We start from the raw sequence: 17,145 nt of genomic DNA, 5'->3' as shown, positions 1-17,145 counted from the left end.
GTCAGAGGTCGACCTTCTTGTGGTCGCCGGTGTCGGGCTTGTCGCCGGTGGCCTTGGCCTTCACGAAGCTGAACGCGGTCGCCAGCCGGTTGCCGGGGCTGTCCCAGTACTCCGCGGAGTCGCCGTCGACCTTGACCAGGACGACCGACGGGTCCTCGGGGCCCTGCGGCAGCCAGGCCTCGACCCCGCTGTTCCACAGCTCCTTCTTCTTGGCGACGTCGCCGACGATGACGGCCTCACCGGTCAGGGAGACCCAGCTGCCGCCCGAGCCGGCGCCGACGTTCACCTGCGGCGAGTGCGAGATGTGGCCCAGCCACGGCGCGCTCTGCTCGGCGAAGAACCACAGGTCGCCGTCGAACTCGACCTCCTGCAGCGCCATCGGCCGGCTGGTCAGCTTGCCCTCGGGCGTCGTGGTGGTCAGGAAGCCGAACCTCTCGCCCTTGAGCAGTTCGGCGACCTTGCGGGTGTCCTCGGCGCTCATGTCGTCCTCTCGGCAGTGCGCGACCAGGTGTCGCACGACTCCTGCCCACGGCCGTCGGTACTGACACACGCTCAGCGGTGTGGTCGCCGTTGCGGAGTCGCCGTTGCCAGGTCGTCAATGCTCTCCGTGGATCTGTGGACAAGCCTCTGAGCTGGCAATTCGCGTTGATCAGTTGTCTCGGTTGAGCTAGACTTCGAACACCTGATCGAACCGGTGGGGGTGTCGTGGAGCAGCTGCTGGCCTCCCTCGACGCCCTGGCCGCCGAGGACCTCACCCCGCTGTTCGGCCCGGCCCTGCTCGACCGGCTGCGTCCGCTGCTGGTGGCGCAGAACCGGCTGGCCGCCGAGGTGGCCCGCACCGTGCGCGAGGCCGAGGTGTCCGGTGCCGCGGAGGTCGACGGGCTGAAGACGATGGCCTCCTGGCTGCGCAGCCACGGGCACCTGTCGGCGTCCGAGGCCGCGCGGGTGGTGCGTACCGGGCGGGCGCTGGCGCAGCTGCCGGTGATGGCCGCGGCGTGCGCCGCCGGGCAGCTCACCGGCGAGCAGGCCGCGGTGATCGGCCGGGTCGCCGAGCCCGAACACCTGGCGGCTGCCGCAGACCAGCACGTCGATGTGGCCGAGGTGGACGCGGTACTGACCGAGGTGGCCGTGACCCGCCCTTACGCCGACACCGCCACGGCGGTGCACCACTACCTGGACCGGCTCGACGCCGACGGCCCGGAGCCCGACCCCACCGAGGGCCGGCGGCTGGTGATCGCCCGGCACGCCGACGGGTCGATCTCCGGCCGGTTCGACCTGGACGCCGTAGGCGGGGAGAAGCTGCAGACGGCGCTGGAAGCCGTGGTGCAGGCCGGGCGGTGCGCCGCCGATGAGCGGACCCGCGCCCAGCAGCTGGCCGATGGGCTGGTGCAGCTGTGCGACACCGCCCTGGCCGCCGGTGGTCTGCCGACGCTGCGCGGCCACAAGCCGCAGGTCATCGTGAAGATCGGCATCGAGGACCTGGTCGACCCCGCGGTCGGGCGCGGTGCCGCCGAGACGGGCTTCGGCGCGACGATCTCCGCGGCCCGGGCCCGCTGGATCGCCTGCGACGGGGCCGTCACCCGGATCGTGCTGGGCCCCGACGGGCTGCCGCTGGAGCACGGCCGCAGCCTGCGCCTGGTGCCACCGCACGTCCGCCGGGCCGCGGAGGTTCGCGACGGCGGCTGCGTGTTCACCGGCTGCGGGACGCCGACCTTCTGGTGCGACGTCCACCACCTGCTCGCCTGGATCGACGGCGGCGAGACCAGCCTGGCCAACTCCGCGCTGCTGTGCGAACGGCACCACACGAAGGTCCACCACGGCTTCCGGGTCGAGCGACAACCCGACGGCCGATGGCGCACCTGGCGCCCCGACGGCACCGAGATCCGCACCGGACCGCACCTCACCGAGCCGCTGCGCACCGCCGCCTGAGCAGATACACCTGATGCCGGCAGCTGGCCGACGCCCCACGACGGGCGCCGGTCAGCTGCCGACTGCCGGCGCGCAGCGGGGTCGGGGATCACCGGCCGTCGAGGTACCGCCAGGCGCCGTCCTCGCGGACGAACCGGCTCGTCTCGTGCTGGCTGCCGGTCTCGGCCTCGTGCCGGTACCAGGCCCGGAACTCGACCGTGCCCTCCGCCGCGAGCAGCCCGCCGTCGGTCGTGGCGAGCACGTCCAGGCCGGCCCAGCGCACGGTCGGGTCGAGTTCCAGCGACGGCGGGCGGGTCGAGGGGTGCCAGGTGGCGAGCAGGTACGCCGGGTCGCCCACGGCGAAGGCGCTGAACCGCGAGCGCATCAGCTGCTCGGCCGTCCCCGCCGTCGCGGCGCCGTCGTGCAGCCGGCCGCAGCACTCGGCGTAGGGCAGCCCGGTCCCGCAGGGGCAGCGTCGAGGGGCCATGCCTGGGAGTCTCTACCGTCCCGGGAGCCGGCCGACCGCGGAGGGAGAACACGTGCGACACCTGTCCGTGCCGCTGCGGGTCGGGCCGGTCACGCTGCCCAACCGCATCGTCTTCCCCGCCCACCTGACGAACTTCGCCGTCGACGGCGGGTTCACCGAGCGGCACGCCGCCTACTACGCGGCCCGCGCGGCCGGCGGCGCCGGGCTGGTGGTCACCGAGGAGTGCTCGACCGACCCCGCCGACCGGTCCTACGAGAAGCTCGTCCGCGGGCACGACCCCGCTGTCCTGCCCGGGATGCGGCGGGTCGCCGAGGCCGTCCACGCGCACGGCGTGCCGGTGTTCGCCCAGGTCAACCACAACGGCGGGCAGTCGGACTCGCTGCACAGCCGGATGCCGGTGCTCGCGCCGTCACCGGTGCCCGACCCCTTGTTCCGTGAGGTCCCGCGCGAGGCCACCACCGCCGACCTCGCCCGCCTGGTCGCCGGGTACGCCGACGTCGCCGCCCGCTGTGCCGCGGCCGGCTTCGACGGCGTGGAGGTCCAGGCCTCGCAGTCCTCGCTGGTCCGCCAGTTCCTGTCCCGCGCCACCAACCGGCGCGCCGACCGCTACGGCGGCCCGCTCGAGTCCCGCGCCCGCTTCCTGGTCGAGGTGCTCACCGCCGTCCGCGAGGCGCTCGGCCCCGGCCGCGCCCTCGGCGTCCGGCTGGCCGACGAGGAGGGCCTGCACGGCGGGACGGCGCTCGCCGAGGCGGTGGCCACTGCGCGGCTGCTCGCCGACCGCGGCCTGGTCGACCACGTCAGCACCACCGTCGGCGTCGCGACGGCGACCCTCGACCGCGTCGTCCCGCCGATGACCACCCCGCCCGGCTACGCGCGCTACCTCTCGGCGGCGATCCGGAGCGCGGTCGGCGTGCCGGTGATCGGCGTCGGCCGCTTCCTCACCCCCGCCCAGGCCGAGCGCGCGCTGGCCGACGGCGACTGCGACCTGGTCGGCGCGGTCCGGGCGCAGATCGCCGACCCCGGGTTCGCCGCCAAGGCGCTGACCGGGCGGGACGGCGAGGTGCGCCGCTGCCTGGGCTGCAACCAGGAGTGCGTCGGTCGGGTGGGCCTGAACCGGCCGCTCGGCTGCGTGACCAACCCGCGGGCCGGGCGCGAGGCGCCGCTGCCGGTACCGCGGCGCCGGCGGCGGGTGCTCGTCGTCGGCGGCGGGCCGGCGGGGCTCCGCGCCGCCGCGACGGCCGCCGCCCGCGGGCACGCGGTCACCGTGTGGGAGCAGGCCGACCGCACCGGTGGCGCGATCCGGGTCGCGGCGTCCGCCCCCGGCCGGGAGGGGCTGCGCCCGCTGGTCGACGACCTCGCGGCCGAGTGCGCCCGGGCAGGGGTGGCGCTCCGCACCGGCGTGCGCGCCACCGCGGCGCGCGTGCGGGCCGAGGCCCCGGACGTCGTCGTCCTCGCCACCGGCGCCCGCGCGGTGCGGCCGGATTGGGCAGGGGAGGGGGATCGGGTGGTCGACGTCCGCGACGTGCTCACCGGCGCGGTCGAGCCCACCGGCGACGTGCTCGTCGTCGACGACCTGGGCGCCGCGGCGGCCACCTCGGTGGCCGTGCTGCTCGCCGCCCGCGGCTGCACGGTCGAGGTGGTGACCGCCGCACTGGTCGTCGGCCAGGACCTCGGCCTCACCCTCGACCGGCCCGGCTGGGAGCGGCGGGCCGCCGAGCTCGGCATCCGGCGGACGACGGAGCGGCTGGTCACCGCCGTCGACGGTTGCACGGTGCGGCTGCTGCACCACCCGACCGGCGCGGCCGAGGAGCGCACCGCCGACTGGGTGGTGGCCGCCACCGCTCCGCGCGCCGACGACGAGTTGTGGTCGGCGCTGCGCGACAGCGGCCTGGAGGTGCACCGGGTCGGCGACTGCCTCGCTCCGCGCAGGGCCGGCGCGGCCACCCTCGACGGCGACCGGGTCGGCCTGGCGGTCTGACTACCGTGGCGCGGGTGACCGACGCCGTCCCGAGAACGAGGCTCGCCGGCGCCACCTGGCCCGACCTGCCCGAGCGCCCGCTGCTGCTGGTGCCGCTCGGCGCCGTCGAGCAGCACGGCCACCACCTGCCGCTGGGCACCGACACCTCCGTGGCCTGCGCGGTCGCCGAGGCCGCCGTCGACGACCTGGACGGCGTCCTGCTGGCCCCCGCGCTGGCCTACGGCGCCAGCGGGGAGCACGAGGACTTCCCCGGCACCGTCTCGATCGGCACCGAGGCGCTGACCGGGCTGCTCGTCGAGTACGGCCGGTCGGCCTGCCGCTGGGCCGGGCGGCTGGTGCTGGTGAACGGCCACGGCGGCAACCTCGACGCGCTGCGCACGGCCGGCACGCAGCTGCGCGCCGAGGCGCGCGAGGTGGCCTGGTTCCCCTGCGGCGTCGCCGGAGCCGACGCGCACGCCGGGCGCACCGAGACCTCGGCGATGTTGCACGTGGAACCGGACGCCGTCCGCGCGGACCGGGCCGTCGCCGGGGATCCCACGCCGATCGCCGAGCTGCTGCCCCGGCTGCGCGCCGAGGGCGTGCGCGCGGTCAGTCCGACCGGCGTGCTCGGCGACCCGGCCGGCGCCTCGGCCGAGGAGGGCGCGGAGCTGCTCGCCGGGATGGCCGGGCGGCTGGCCGCCGCCGTCCGGGCGTGGGACGTCGACCCTACCGGCCGGCTCCGCGGCTGACGGAACCGCCCCGGCCGCCCGAGGTTATCGTCCGGGGCATGGGGTCCCCGTCCGGCTGGCTGGTCGTCGTCGACTACCAGGAGGTCTTCCGCGACACGGGATCACCGTGGACGACGCCCCGCTTCGACGAGGTCCGCCCGCGCATCCGCTCGCTGGTGGAGGCCTTCGGCGAGCGCGTCGTCTTCACCCGCTTCGTCGTCCCCGACGAGCCGACCGGCGCCTGGGCCGACTACTACGCCAAGTACGACTACTTCAGGCAGGCGCACGCCCTCCCGCTGTTCCAGCTCTCCGAGGACCCGCGCGACCACCCCGTCGTCGACGCGCCGACCTTCGGCAAGTGGGTGCCCGAGGTCGCGGAGCTGGTCGGCGCCGGTCCGGTCACCGTCGCCGGGGTGGCCACCGACTGCTGCGTGCTCTCCACCGTGCTGCCCGCCGCGGACGCCGGCGTGCTCGTGCGGGTGGTCTCCGACGCCTGCGCCGGCGCGAGCGACGAGGCCCACGACGACACCATGCGGATCCTCGGCTGCTACGCGCCGCTGGTCGAGGTCACCACGACCGCCGAGGTCCTGGCCGAGGCATGAGCGGGGGGCCAGCGGTCGCCGTCCCCCCGCCCGACCGGCTCCCCGACGGCACCGCCGTCCGGCTGGATCCCCGGGTCCGCCGCCGCGACGGCGGGACGACGCTGCTCGGCGGGTCGCCGCTGCGACTGGTCCGCCTGCAGCCCCGGGCCCGCGACCTGCTGCGCGGGGACCGGCTCGTCGTCCGGGACGCCACCACGGCCACGCTGGCCGCCCGCCTGCTGGACGCCGGCCTCGCCCACCCCGAGCCGGACGGCGCCCCGGCGGGGGAGTTGACCGTCGTCGTCCCGGTGAAGGACCGCCCGGCCGAGCTCGACCGGCTGCTCACCGCGCTCCGTGCCGACCCCGACACCGCCGCCGTCCCGGTGCTCGTGGTGGACGACGGCTCCACCGACCCGGCCGCGGTGACCGCGATCGCCGGCCGGCACCGTGCCCGGATGCTGCGGCACGCCACCGCCCGTGGCCCGGCCGCCGCCCGCAACGCCGGCATGCGTGCAGCGACCACGGACCTGGTCGCCTTCCTCGACTCCGACTGCGTGCCCCTGCCGGGCTGGTCGTCGGCCCTGGCTCGGCACACCGCCGACCCGCGGCTGGCGCTCGTCGCCCCGCGGATCACCGCGCTGCCCGCGGACGGCGGCGGCTGGGTCGAGCCGTACGAGGCCGCGGTCAGCGCGCTGGACATGGGCCCGCACCCCGCACCGGTCGCCCCGGGGACGGCGGTCCCCTACCTGCCCAGCGCGGCGGTGGTGGCCCGCCGGCACGCCCTCGGTGACGGGTTCGACGAGTCGATGCGGGTCGCCGAGGACGTCGACCTGGTGTGGCGGCTGGTCGCGGCCGGCTGGCGGGTGCGCTACGAGCCGTCGGCGGCGGTGGCGCACGAGCACCGGTCGGCGCCCGGCGAGTGGTTGCGCCGCCGCGCCTTCTACGGCACCGGCGCCGCGCTGCTGGCCGCCCGGCACGGCGCCGCGGTGGCGCCGCTGGTGGTCTCGTCGTGGTCGGCGGGGGCCTGGGCGCTGGCGCTGACCGGACGCCGGTCCGGCGCGCTGGCCGGCGCCGGGGTGCTCGCCGTCGCCACCGCCCGCCTGGCGTCCCGGCTGGCCCGGCCCGGACAGCGCGCGCCGGTCGGCCTGGCCGCGGTCCTCGTGGTGCGGGGCGGCGCCGCGGCGGGGAGGACGCTGGCGCGCAGCGTCACCCGGCACCACTGGCCGCTCGCGCTGGCCGCCGCCGCGGTCTCCCGGCGCGCCCGGCGCGGGGTCGCCGCGGCCGCCGTCGCCGACGCCGTCCTCGCCTGGTGGCCGCACCGCGGACGGGTCGGGCCGCTGCGCTTCGCCGCCGCCCGGCGACTGGAGGACCTCGCCTACGGCGCGGGCCTGTGGGCGGGGGCGCTGCGGGCCCGCGACCCCCGGGCGCTCCTCCCCGCCCGGCCTGCACCGATGCCGCCGTCCCCGAACCGGTTGCCCACCACCGGCTCCCTGGTGGAATCGCGGAAGAGCGGTCACGATGGGCGGACGATGGACCCGAGCCCGCGGACGACCACATGACGGCTGAGCCGTGACGACGGTGAACCCGTGGGTCGCGCTGCCCGACGGCCTGCCCGACCCCTCGCACACCCGGAGGCTGCGCGCGGCCCACGAGGCGCTCGTCACCCGCTCCGGTCCCACGGTCCCGGACCAGGTCCGCGCCGTCGTCTGGGACTCCTGGCGGCGCAGCCTCGGCAGCGGTGTCGACCCCGACGGCAAGGCCCCGCCGGTCGACCTGCTCGACGACGAGCTGCTGGCCTACCGCGCTGCGCACCCGCTGGCCCCGGTGCTCCCGGTGATCCGCCGGCTGCTGGTCGAGGACGCCGAGGCCGACCGGATGATCGTCGCGATCACCGACGCCGACGGCCGGATGCTCTGGGTCGAGGGCGACCGGCAGCTGCGCGCGCGGGCCGAGGCGATGCACTTCGTCGAGGGCGCACGGTGGGCCGAGGAGGTCGCCGGCACCAACGCCCCGGGCACCGCGCTGGCCCTCGACCACGCCGTCCAGATCTACGGCAGCGAGCACTACCGGCGCCCGGTGCAGCCCTGGAGCTGCTCGGCCGCGCCGGTGCACCACCCGGTCACCGGCGTGCTGCTCGGCGCCATCGACGTCACCGGCGGCGACCACGTGGCCAGTCCCCAGGTGCTCACCCTCGTGCGGGCCACGGTGGCCGCCGTGGAGGCCGAGCTGCGCTGGCTGCACCGGGAGGACGCCGCCCGGCGGGTGACCCCGGCACCGCGGCCGCCCGCCCGCCCCGTCCCGCGGCTGGAGGTGCTCGGCCGGGATCGCGCCCGGCTGGTCCTGCCCTCCGCCTCCGGCCCGGCGGAGCTCTCGCTGCGCCACTCCGAGCTGCTGGTGCTGCTCGCCGAGGCGGCGGCCGGGAGCGGTGGGCGCACGGCCGAGCAGCTGGCCGCGGAGTGCCACGCCGGGGACGCGGCAGCGGTCACCGTCCGGGCCGAGCTGTCCCGGCTGCGGCGGCTGGTCGGCGCCTCCCTGCTGGGCTCACGCCCCTACCGGCTGACCGGCCCGCTGGAGACGGACCTGGACCAGGTGCGCCGGCTGCTGGCCCGCGGCGCCGTCGGCCAGGCGCTGGAGCGCTATCCCGGCGCCGTGCTGCCGCGCTCGTCGGCGCCCGGCGTGGTCGCCGCCCGAGACCGGCTCACCGCCTCGCTGCGGCAGGCCGTGCTCGCCGCCCGCCGTCCCGAGCTGCTGCTGCGCTACACCCGGCTGCCCGAGGCCCAGGGCGACGCCGCGGTGTGGCAGGCCTGCCTGGAGACCCTGCCGCCCGGTGCCCCGAGCCGGCCGGCCGTCGCCGCACACCTGCACCGCCTGCGCCGCGCTGCCCGGGCGCCCGTGCAGCAAGGGCCCCCACAAGGACCCCGTCCTCCCCACCCTTCGCAGGCTCAGGGCGGTGCCCTGGACGGGGCCGTCTGACCGCTCGCAGGCTCGCGGCGAGCCTCTGGACGGGGCCGCTCCGGCACGTTCCTGACGCGGGGAATGTGGCCGGGACCACCGGCCTTGCCATCACCACGTGACCGCAGCGCTCGACGTCCCCCTGCTCAGCACCCGGCGGGTCGTCGCCGCGGTCGTCGCCCTGGCGCTCGGCGGCTTCGCCATCGGCACCACCGAGTTCGTCACGATGGGCGTGCTGCCCGAGATCGCCGAGGGCGTGGGCGTCGACATCCCCACTGCCGGGCACGTCATCTCCGCCTACGCGCTGGGCGTGGTGGTGGGCGCGCCGGTCCTCGCCGCGCTCGGCGCCCGGCTGCCCCGGCGCGGGCTGCTGATCGGCCTGGTGGCCGCGTTCCTCGTCGGCAACCTGGGCAGCGCGCTGGCGCCGGGGCACTCCGCGCTGCTGCTCGCCCGCTTCGTCAGCGGCCTCCCGCACGGTGCCTACTTCGGGGTGGCCTCGCTCGTGGCGGCGTCCCTGGTGCGGGCCGAGCTGCGCGGGCGGGCGGTCAGCTCGGTGATGCTCGGCCTGGCGGTGGCGAACCTGGCCGGTGTCCCGGCGGCCACCTGGCTGGGCCAGTCGCTGGGCTGGCGGGCGGCCTACTGGGCGGTCGTCGTCCTCGCCGTGGCCACCGTGGCAGCGGTGCTGGCGTTCGTGCCCTCGTCGCCCGGACGGCAGGAGGTCACGATCGCCACCGAGCTCACCGCGCTGCGCCGTCCGCAGGTGCTGCTGACGCTGCTGGTGGGCACGGTCGGCTTCGGCGGCATGTTCGCCGTCTACAGCTATGTCTCGCCGCTCACCACGGAGGAGGCCGGCCTGCCACGGGGTGCCGTGCCGTGGGTGCTGCTGGTCTTCGGCGTCGGCGGCGTCCTGGGGACGGCGCTCGGCGGCCGGCTCGCCGACCTCGCGCTGTTCCGCTCGCTGGTCGGGGCCATGGTCTCGATGGGCGTGCTGCTCGCGCTGGTGTCGCTCCTCGCCTCCTGGGCGCCGGGGCTGCTGGCCGGCCTCTTCCTGCTCTCGGCGACCGCCTCGGTGCTGGTGGTGACCCTGCAGCTGCGGCTGATGGAGGTGGCCGGCGAGGCGCAGATGCTGGGCGCCGCGCTCAACCACTCGGCGCTCAACGCGGCCAACGCCCTGGGTGCCTGGCTCGGCGGCGTGGTCATCGCGGCGGGCCTGGGCTGGACCGCCCCGGCCACCGTCGGGGCCGCGCTGGCCGCGGTCGGACTCGCCGCGCTCACCGCCTCGGCGACGCTGCGCCGCCGCGAGCAGCGGACCGGCCCGGTGCGGGCGGCCCCTGCGCCGGCCAGGTGACGCTCGGGGCGGTCCCTCTGTTCTCCCGTGGTGGTCGTCCCCGGAGTCGCTGCAACAGCATTGCAACGTTGCTCTGCTGCCGTAGTCGCGGAGCATAAACCGTCAAAGGTCCGCACTTGCGGGAACAAGGGGCCTCAGGGTCCGCAGCTGCGGGAACTGTGCCGGGGCGCCGTCCCCAGGTAAGCGTGGCCTAAGTCACGCGCCGCTCGACAGACTCGCCGCAGGTGCGGCTGTGTCCGGAGCCACACGCGACCCCTGCAGAGGAGCGGAGGAAACGGTGACCCAGATCAACGTGCGGGTCGACGGGGTGACGTACACCGACGACGTCGAACCCCGGACGCTGCTGGTGCACTACCTGAGGGAGCAGCTGGGGAAGGTCGGCACCGTCATCGGCTGCGACACCAGCAACTGCGGCGCGTGCACCGTCCACCTGGACGGCGCGGCCGTGAAGTCCTGCACCGTGCTGGCCGTCCAGGCCGACGGCGGCGAGGTGACGACCATCGAGGGGCTGGCGCCGAACGGCGGCCTGCACCCGATGCAGAAGGCGTTCCATGAGATGCACGGCCTGCAGTGCGGGTACTGCACGCCGGGGATGATCATGGCCTCGGTCGACCTGCTCAAGGAGAACCCGGACCCGAGCGACACCGAGGTCCGCGAGGGCATCGAGGGCAACCTCTGTCGCTGCACCGGCTACCAGAACATCGTCCGCGCGGTGCAGCAGGCCGCCGGCGAGATGCGCGGCAGTGGTGACGGGCACGTCTCCCCGGCCGAGGTCGACACCGCGGCCGCTCCGCACGTGGCGGCCCAGCAGTGACCGCGGTCGAGGACCGGGCCACCACCGAGGCGCCGGAGCGCGAGGTCGGCAAGGCCCGCCGCCGCAAGGAGGACGCCCGGCTGATCACCGGCCGGACCACCTGGACCGACAACATGGTGCTGCCGGGCATGCTGCACCTGGCCGTCGTCCGCAGCCCCGTGGCCCACGGCAAGATCACCGGCATCGACGTCTCGGCCGCCCAGGAGGCGCCGGGCGTGATCGCGGTCCTCACCGGCCGCGACGTGGCCGACGAGCAGGGCTCCATCCCGTGTGCCTGGCCGGTCACCCCCGACATGGTCAACCCCGGCCACCCGTCGATCGCCGTGGACGAGGTCAACCACGTCGGCGAGGCCGTCGCGGTCATCGTGGCGCGCAGCAAGGCCGCCGCGCAGGACGCCGTCGAGCTGGTGGACGTCGACTACGACGTGCTGCCCGCGGTGCTGGACATGGAGGAGGCGGTCGCCGACGGCGCCCAGCTGACCCACGACCACCTGGAGTCCAACCGCAGCTACCACTTCGTCTTCGACGGCGGCGAGGCCGGTACCGGTGCCGACACCGACCAGGCCTTCGCCGACGCGGAGGTCGTGGTCAGCCGCCGGTTCGTCCAGCAACGGCTGATCCCGGCGTTCATGGAGCCCCGGTCGGTCGTCGTCCAGCCGCAGGGCGACAACTACACGCTGTGGTCCTCGACCCAGGTGCCGCACATCCTGCGGATCATGCTGGCGATGGTCACCGGGGTGCCCGAGCACAAGCTGCGCGTGGTGGCTCCCGACGTCGGCGGCGGCTTCGGCGGCAAGCTGCAGGTCACCCCCGAGGAGGTCATCAGCCTGCTCGTGGCCCGCCGGCTCGGGAAGCCGGTCAAGTGGACCGAGACCCGCAGCGAGTCGCTGATGACGGCCCACCACGGCCGCGACCAGATCCAGTACATCGACATCGCCGCCGACCGCGAGGGCAACGTCAAGGGCCTGCGCTGCCGGATCCTCGCCGACATGGGCGCCTACCTGCGCCTGGTCAGCCCCGGCGTGCCGGTGCTCGGTGCCTTCATGTTCAACGGCATCTACAAGTTCCCGGCCTACCGCTTCGAGTGCGACGGCATCTTCACCAACAAGGTGCCCACCGACGCCTACCGCGGCGCCGGCCGCCCCGAGGCCACGTTCGCCATCGAACGGATCATGGACGAGCTCGCCGTCGAGCTGGACATGGACCCGCTGGAGCTGCGCCGCAAGAACTGGATCAGGGCCGAGGAGTTCCCGTTCACCTCGGTGGCCGGGATGACCTACGACAGCGGGGACTACGAGACCGCGACCCAGAAGGCCTTGGAGCTCATCGGCTACGACGAGCTGCGTGCGGAGCAGCGCCGCCGCCGGGAGTCGAACGACCCGGTGCAGCTCGGCATCGGCGTCTCCACCTTCACCGAGATGTGCGGCCTGGCGCCCTCCCGGGTGCTCGGCTCGCTGTCCTACGGCGCCGGCGGCTGGGAGCACGCCTCCGTCCGGATGCTGCCGACCGGCAAGGTCGAGGTGGTCAGCGGAGCGACCCCGCACGGCCAGGGCCACGAGACGGCGTGGAGCCAGCTGGTCGCCGACCGGCTCGGCGTGCCGTTCGAGGACATCGAGGTGCTGCACGGCGACACCGCGGTCTCGCCGCGCGGGCTGGACACCTACGGGTCCCGGTCGCTGGTGGTCGGCGGGGCTGCGGTGGTCAACGCGGCCGAGAAGGTCGTGGCGAAGGCCCGCAGGGTCGCCGCGCACGTGCTCGAGGCGAGCGAGGACGACCTCGACTTCTCCGGCGGGAAGTTCTCCGTCCGCGGCACGCCCGGCTCGGAGCTCTCCATCCAGGAGATCGCCCTGGCCACGTTCGCGGCGCACAACTTCCCCGAGGGCATGGAGCCGTCGATCGACGCGGACGCGACCTTCGATCCGGAGAACTTCTCCTTCCCGCACGGCACGCACATCTGCGCCATGGAGGTCGACACCGAGACCGGCATGGCGAAGATCCGCAAGTACGCCTGCGTGGACGACGTCGGCACGATCGTCAACCCGCTGATCGTCGAGGGGCAGATCCACGGCGGGTTGGCGCAGGGCATCGCCCAGGCGATGTTCGAGGAGGCCGTCTACGACGCCGACGGCAACCTCACCACCGGCAGCTTCGTCGACTACCTCGTGCCCTCGGCGGCCGACCTGCCGCACTTCGACACCGACAACACGGTGCACGAGGCCCCGGGCAACCCGATCGGCGCGAAGGGGGTCGGGGAGGCCGGCACCATCGCGAGCACGCCGGCCGTGGTGAACGCCGCGCTGGACGCCGTCCGGCACCTCGGTGTCTCCGACATCCGGATGCCGCTCACCCCGGAACGGGTCTGGCGGGCTCTGCACCAGGGCGGGGACGGCGGAGACCGTGCCACCGCCGGCACCAACGCCTGGGGTGGGGCGCAGACCGAGACCACCGCCGGCGTCTCCACCCCCCAGTCCGCCCTCGGAGGTGACCGGTGATCCCCGCTGCGTTCGAGTACGCCCGCCCCACCAGCGTCGACGAGGCCCTGCAGGCCATCGCCGAGGGTGGGGACGACGTCAAGGTCCTCGCCGGCGGCCAGTCGCTGATCCCGGTCATGCGGCTGCGGCTGGCCGCGCCGGAGACGGTGGTCGACCTGAGCCGGGTCGCCGAGCTGCGCGGCGTCCGGGACGACGGCGACGCCCTCGTCATCGGGGCCATGACGACCCACCACGACGTCATGACCGACCCGCTGGTGCTGCAGCACGCACCGCTCATCGCCGAGGCGACCGAGACGGTGGCCGACCGGCAGGTCCGTGCACGGGGGACCTTCGGCGGGGCCCTGGTCCACGCCGACCCCGCCGGCGACCTGCCGGCGGTGGCGCTGGCCCTGGACGCGGAGTTCGTCATCGCCGGCCTCGAGGGGCGGCGGACGGTGCCCGCCGCGGAGTTCTTCCTCGATTACCTCACCACCGCGCTGGAGGAGGGGGAGCTGCTCGTCGAGATCCGCGTCCCCAAGCTGGCCGGCGAGTGGGGGATGCGCTACGAGAAGTTCAACCGCGTGGCGCAGGCGTGGTCGATCGTGGCGGTGGCCGCGGTCGTCCGCCGGGAGAACGGGCACATCGCCGAGGCGCGGATCGGGCTGACCAACATGGGCACCACGCCGCTGCGGGCCAGCGCGGTCGAGGCCGCGCTGGCCGGTGCCGAGGCCAGCCCGGAGACGATCGCCGCGGCGGCGCGCTCGGCCGCCGAGGGGACCTCCCCGACCAGCGACCTCAACGCCCAGGCGGACTACCGGGAGCACCTGGCGCAGGTGCTCACTCGTCGTGCGGTCACCGCGGCGGCGGGGCTGTAGCGTCGGTCCACCCCTCGGAACTCGCTCGACCCGACTCGGCCGGCCCGCCCTCACCCGGGGGCGGACCGGCCGAGCTCCGTAACCCAGGAGGTAGCACCGTGCAGTTGGAGAACTCGTTCACCGTCCCCGTGCCGATCGACGAAGCCTGGCGGGTGCTGCTGGACATCGAGCGGATCGCGCCGTGCATGCCGGGCGCCGCCCTGGACTCGGTCACCGGTGACGACTTCACCGGCCGGGTCAAGGTCAAGCTCGGCCCGATCAACCTGACCTACCAGGGCAAGGCCAGCTTCGTCGAGAAGGACGAGGCGGCCCACAAGGCGGTCATAGACGGCCGCGGCAAGGACCAGCGCGGCAACGGCACCGCGGCCGCGCTCATCACCGCCCAGCTCAAGGCCGAGGGCGACACCACGCGGGTGGACGTCCTGACCGACCTGAACATCACCGGCCGGCCGGCCCAGTTCGGCCGCGGTGTGATGACCGACGTCGGCAACAAGCTGCTCGGCCAGTTCGCCGACAAGCTCGCCGCCCAGCTGGGTGCCGGCGATGCGGGCGCGACCGCGACGGCGACCCCCGCACCGGCGACGCCGGCGAAGGAGGCCGCGGCCAAGGCAGCGGGTGCCGTCGAGGAGGTCGCGGCCTCCGTGGAGCAGGTGCCGGGGGACAACGCGGTCGCGGAGAAGACCCGCCAGACCGCGGCGGCGGCGAAGAAGACCGCAGCCGCGGCCACCGACGGGGTGTCGGGCGGCGACACCGCCGCCGCCTCGGCGGCCGCCGACACCACGCCGGCCGCCGTCATCCCGCCGCCGCCGGCCACGACGGCGGCCCCGGCGGCCCGGACGTCAGGTCCCAAGCACGCCGAGCCCGAGCCGATCGACCTGCTCGAGGTCGCCGGCGGGGCCGCGCTGACCCGCTACGCCGCCCCGCTGGCCGGTGCCGCGGCGCTGCTGCTGGTCGTCACGCTGGTCGTCCGGCGCCGGCGCCGCTGACCTCCGCGGGGTCGCCGGGGCGCGCCCCGGCGACCCCGGCCAGCCAGTCGACCGCGGCCAGGGCCACGACGTCCGGACTGCGGGTCAGCGCGTGGTCGCCGGGGACGGCGTGGAGCGAGGCGCGGTGCTGCCCGCTCAGCACCGCGGCGAGCTCCTCCGGGCGGCCGAACGCGTCCCGCTCGCCCTGCACGACGCCCAGCGGCACCGCCACGGCGGTCAGCTCGTCGGCGCGGCTGCGCTCGGGACGGCTCGGTGGGTGCAGCGGGAAGGCCAGGCACAGCACGCCGTCCGCCCCGAGTTCGGCCGCCGTCCGGCAGGCCACCCGCGCCCCCGCGCTGCGGCCGCCGAACACCAGCGGGCCGGTCAGCCGGCCGTCGTCCCGCAGCGCGGTGAGCACGGCCGTCCAGCCCTCGTCCAGCCGGGGCGGCGCCGGCGCGATGCGCTTCCCGGCCACCCGCCAGGGCTGCTCGACGCCGAGCACCCGCCAGCCCGCGGCGGCGGCGCCGGCGGTGACGGCGACCAGGTCGGCCGACCCGGTGCCCCCGCCCGCCCCGTGGCCGAGGACCAGCGTCCCGACGACGGTGCCCGCGGGCTCGGTGGCGGTGACCCGGGCGGGACCGAGCGGGGTGTGGACCTCCCTCACTCGGCCGGTAGCGCGAGCAGCGCGTCGACCGCGCCGGCCAGGTCGCCGGCGACGATCGCCGCGGGGTCGTACACGGCCGGGTAGACGCGCTCGGCGCGCGGGAACCAGGCGGCCGTCAGACCCGCCCGCAGCGCGCCGTGCACGTCCCAGCCGTGCGACGCGACCAGCGCCAGGCGGGACGGTTCGACGTCGCAGACCCCGGCCGCCCACAGGTAGACCTCGCGGGTGGGCTTCCAGGCCCGGATGACCTCGCTGGACAGCGACCGCTCCACCAGCGGGGCCACGCCGCCGCGCTCCAGTCCCGCCTCGGCGACGCCGGGGGAGCCGTGGGTCAGCGTCACCACCCGGACGCCGGCCTCGACCAGCCGGCGGAGCGCGGGCTCGACGTCCGGGTGCGGCGCGAGCTCGAAGAAGGCGCCGGCGACCTCCGACCGCTCGTCCTCGCCGAGGTCGGTGGCCTGTGCCAGTGCGGCGTCGAACGCGTCGCGGAAGCGGCACCAGGTGCCGGTCGCGGCGGCGGCGAAGCCGGTGAGCAGCGTGCGGGCGAAGACCGCCGGCAGCAGATCGGCCGGCTGCCCGAGCTCGACCAGCGCGGCCCGCACCGGGCCGAGGTCGAGCAGTGTCTCGTTGACGTCGAAGGCGACGACCTGCGGGCGTCGCGCGCTCACGTCGACCGGCTCTCGTCGGTGCCGGCGCGGTGGGCCTGGCGGTGGTGGCGGACGTCCTTGGCCCTCTTGTAGACCAGGTAACCGATGCCCAGGGCGAAGGCGGCGACGACGGCGTAGTCGAGGTACTTGAGGTTGGCCTGCACGAAGTCACCGGCCGCCACGCCGAGGCCGATCAGCACGCTGTTCCAGATCAGGCTGCCGGCGGCGGAGAAGAGCAGGAACTGCCCGAACGGCATGCGCACGACCCCGGCGGGGACGGAGATGAAGCTGCGCACGATCGGCACCATGCGGCCGAAGAAGACCGCCGAGCGCCCGTGCCGCTCGAACCAGGCGAAGGTCTTGTCGACGTCCGCGGTCTCCACCAGCGGCAGCCGGTCGAGGAACGCGTGCGAGCGGCGCGGGCCGAGCGCCCGGCCGACGTAGTAGAAGAAGACCGCGCCCAGGATCGAGCCCAGGGTGGCGAAGAGGACCACCGGCACGACGGCCAGCCGGCCGTCGTTGATGAGCACTCCGGCCAGGCCGAGCACCGCCTCGCTGGGAATGGGCGGGATGACCGTCTCCAGCAGGATCGACAGGCCCACCCCCACGGCGCCGAGCCGCTCGACCATGTCGAGGAGGAAGCCGGTGATGCCGCCTCCGTCGGAGGACGCGGCGGCGGCGAGCACAGACATGCGCCCACGGTAACGGCGTCGCCTGGAGGGGGCCGGGTGGTGGCGGGGGTAGGTTC

16 protein-coding genes are annotated in these 17,145 nt (G+C 75.6%); 11 read left to right on the top strand and 5 right to left on the bottom strand.

Features of this window, described 5'->3' with window-relative positions; genetic code table 11:
- Nucleotide 1: 1 nt before the first annotated feature.
- Nucleotides 2-517, bottom strand: a complete 516-nt coding sequence (locus GOBS_RS24185; protein ID WP_243697595.1) for a pyridoxamine 5'-phosphate oxidase family protein — start codon at nt 515-517, stop codon at nt 2-4.
- Nucleotides 518-705: 188 nt separating this feature from the next.
- Here GOBS_RS24185 and GOBS_RS24180 point away from each other — a divergent pair, with 188 nt between their 5' ends.
- Nucleotides 706-1,929 carry an HNH endonuclease signature motif containing protein gene (locus tag GOBS_RS24180; protein ID WP_012950887.1) on the top strand — a complete coding sequence of 408 codons (1,224 nt, stop codon included), beginning with the start codon at nt 706-708 and terminating at the stop codon, nt 1,927-1,929.
- 88 nt (nt 1,930-2,017) lie between these two features.
- Here GOBS_RS24180 and GOBS_RS24175 read toward each other — a convergent pair whose 3' ends face one another.
- Nucleotides 2,018-2,395: a YchJ family protein gene (locus GOBS_RS24175; RefSeq protein WP_012950886.1), complete on the bottom strand. Its 378-nt coding sequence runs from the start codon at nt 2,393-2,395 to the stop codon at nt 2,018-2,020.
- A gap of 52 nt (nt 2,396-2,447) precedes the next feature.
- Between GOBS_RS24175 and GOBS_RS24170 the strand changes: the two genes are divergently transcribed.
- The 10 genes from GOBS_RS24170 to GOBS_RS24125 all read left to right on the top strand — a co-directional run bounded on the left by GOBS_RS24170 (nt 2,448) and on the right by GOBS_RS24125 (nt 15,107).
- Complete coding sequence (locus GOBS_RS24170) at nt 2,448-4,373, top strand: mycofactocin system FadH/OYE family oxidoreductase 2 (protein WP_012950885.1); 1,926 nt, start codon at nt 2,448-2,450, stop codon at nt 4,371-4,373.
- A 14-nt stretch (nt 4,374-4,387) separates the two neighbouring features.
- The gene (mftE, locus tag GOBS_RS24165) at nt 4,388-5,101 is read left to right on the top strand and encodes a mycofactocin biosynthesis peptidyl-dipeptidase MftE (protein ID WP_208104351.1); all 714 of its coding nucleotides are present in this window, start codon (nt 4,388-4,390) and stop codon (nt 5,099-5,101) included.
- Nucleotides 5,102-5,139: 38 nt separating this feature from the next.
- The gene (locus tag GOBS_RS24160) at nt 5,140-5,682 is read left to right on the top strand and encodes a cysteine hydrolase family protein (RefSeq protein ID WP_012950883.1); all 543 of its coding nucleotides are present in this window, start codon (nt 5,140-5,142) and stop codon (nt 5,680-5,682) included.
- Nucleotides 5,679-7,220, top strand: a complete 1,542-nt coding sequence (gene mftF / locus GOBS_RS24155) for a mycofactocin biosynthesis glycosyltransferase MftF (protein ID WP_012950882.1) — start codon at nt 5,679-5,681, stop codon at nt 7,218-7,220. Before GOBS_RS24160 ends, mftF begins: the two co-directional genes overlap by 4 nt.
- Before the next feature lie 10 nt (nt 7,221-7,230).
- Complete coding sequence (locus GOBS_RS24150; protein WP_166487502.1) at nt 7,231-8,634, top strand: GAF domain-containing protein; 1,404 nt, start codon at nt 7,231-7,233, stop codon at nt 8,632-8,634.
- 97 nt (nt 8,635-8,731) lie between these two features.
- A complete protein-coding gene (locus GOBS_RS24145; protein ID WP_012950880.1) occupies nt 8,732-9,961 on the top strand; it encodes an MFS transporter in 1,230 nt (409 codons plus the stop codon).
- A 277-nt stretch (nt 9,962-10,238) separates the two neighbouring features.
- Complete coding sequence (locus tag GOBS_RS24140; RefSeq protein WP_012950879.1) at nt 10,239-10,775, top strand: (2Fe-2S)-binding protein; 537 nt, start codon at nt 10,239-10,241, stop codon at nt 10,773-10,775.
- Nucleotides 10,772-13,267: a xanthine dehydrogenase family protein molybdopterin-binding subunit gene (locus GOBS_RS24135; RefSeq protein WP_012950878.1), complete on the top strand. Its 2,496-nt coding sequence runs from the start codon at nt 10,772-10,774 to the stop codon at nt 13,265-13,267. Before GOBS_RS24140 ends, GOBS_RS24135 begins: the two co-directional genes overlap by 4 nt.
- The gene (locus GOBS_RS24130) at nt 13,264-14,121 is read left to right on the top strand and encodes an FAD binding domain-containing protein (RefSeq protein WP_012950877.1); all 858 of its coding nucleotides are present in this window, start codon (nt 13,264-13,266) and stop codon (nt 14,119-14,121) included. Before GOBS_RS24135 ends, GOBS_RS24130 begins: the two co-directional genes overlap by 4 nt.
- A 98-nt stretch (nt 14,122-14,219) precedes the next feature.
- Nucleotides 14,220-15,107, top strand: coding sequence for an SRPBCC family protein (locus GOBS_RS24125; protein WP_012950876.1), 888 nt, complete (start codon nt 14,220-14,222; stop codon nt 15,105-15,107).
- On the opposite strand, the gene GOBS_RS24120 is transcribed toward GOBS_RS24125, so the two are convergent.
- From GOBS_RS24120 to GOBS_RS24110, 3 genes are read right to left on the bottom strand one after another with little or no spacing between them, the layout of a single operon-like run.
- Nucleotides 15,076-15,750, bottom strand: coding sequence for an alpha/beta hydrolase family protein (locus tag GOBS_RS24120; RefSeq protein WP_012950875.1), 675 nt, complete (start codon nt 15,748-15,750; stop codon nt 15,076-15,078). The genes GOBS_RS24125 and GOBS_RS24120 overlap by 32 nt on opposite strands.
- The gene (locus tag GOBS_RS24115; protein ID WP_012950874.1) at nt 15,747-16,418 is read right to left on the bottom strand and encodes an HAD-IA family hydrolase; all 672 of its coding nucleotides are present in this window, start codon (nt 16,416-16,418) and stop codon (nt 15,747-15,749) included. Before GOBS_RS24115 ends, GOBS_RS24120 begins: the two co-directional genes overlap by 4 nt.
- Nucleotides 16,415-17,089, bottom strand: coding sequence for a DedA family protein (locus tag GOBS_RS24110; RefSeq protein ID WP_012950873.1), 675 nt, complete (start codon nt 17,087-17,089; stop codon nt 16,415-16,417). Before GOBS_RS24110 ends, GOBS_RS24115 begins: the two co-directional genes overlap by 4 nt.
- Between the last annotated feature and the right edge of the window lie 56 nt (nt 17,090-17,145).

Source organism: Geodermatophilus obscurus DSM 43160, assembly GCF_000025345.1.
Classification (GTDB): Bacteria; Actinomycetota; Actinomycetes; order Mycobacteriales; family Geodermatophilaceae; genus Geodermatophilus; species Geodermatophilus obscurus.
This window is presented reverse-complemented; position numbering and strand designations above follow the sequence as displayed.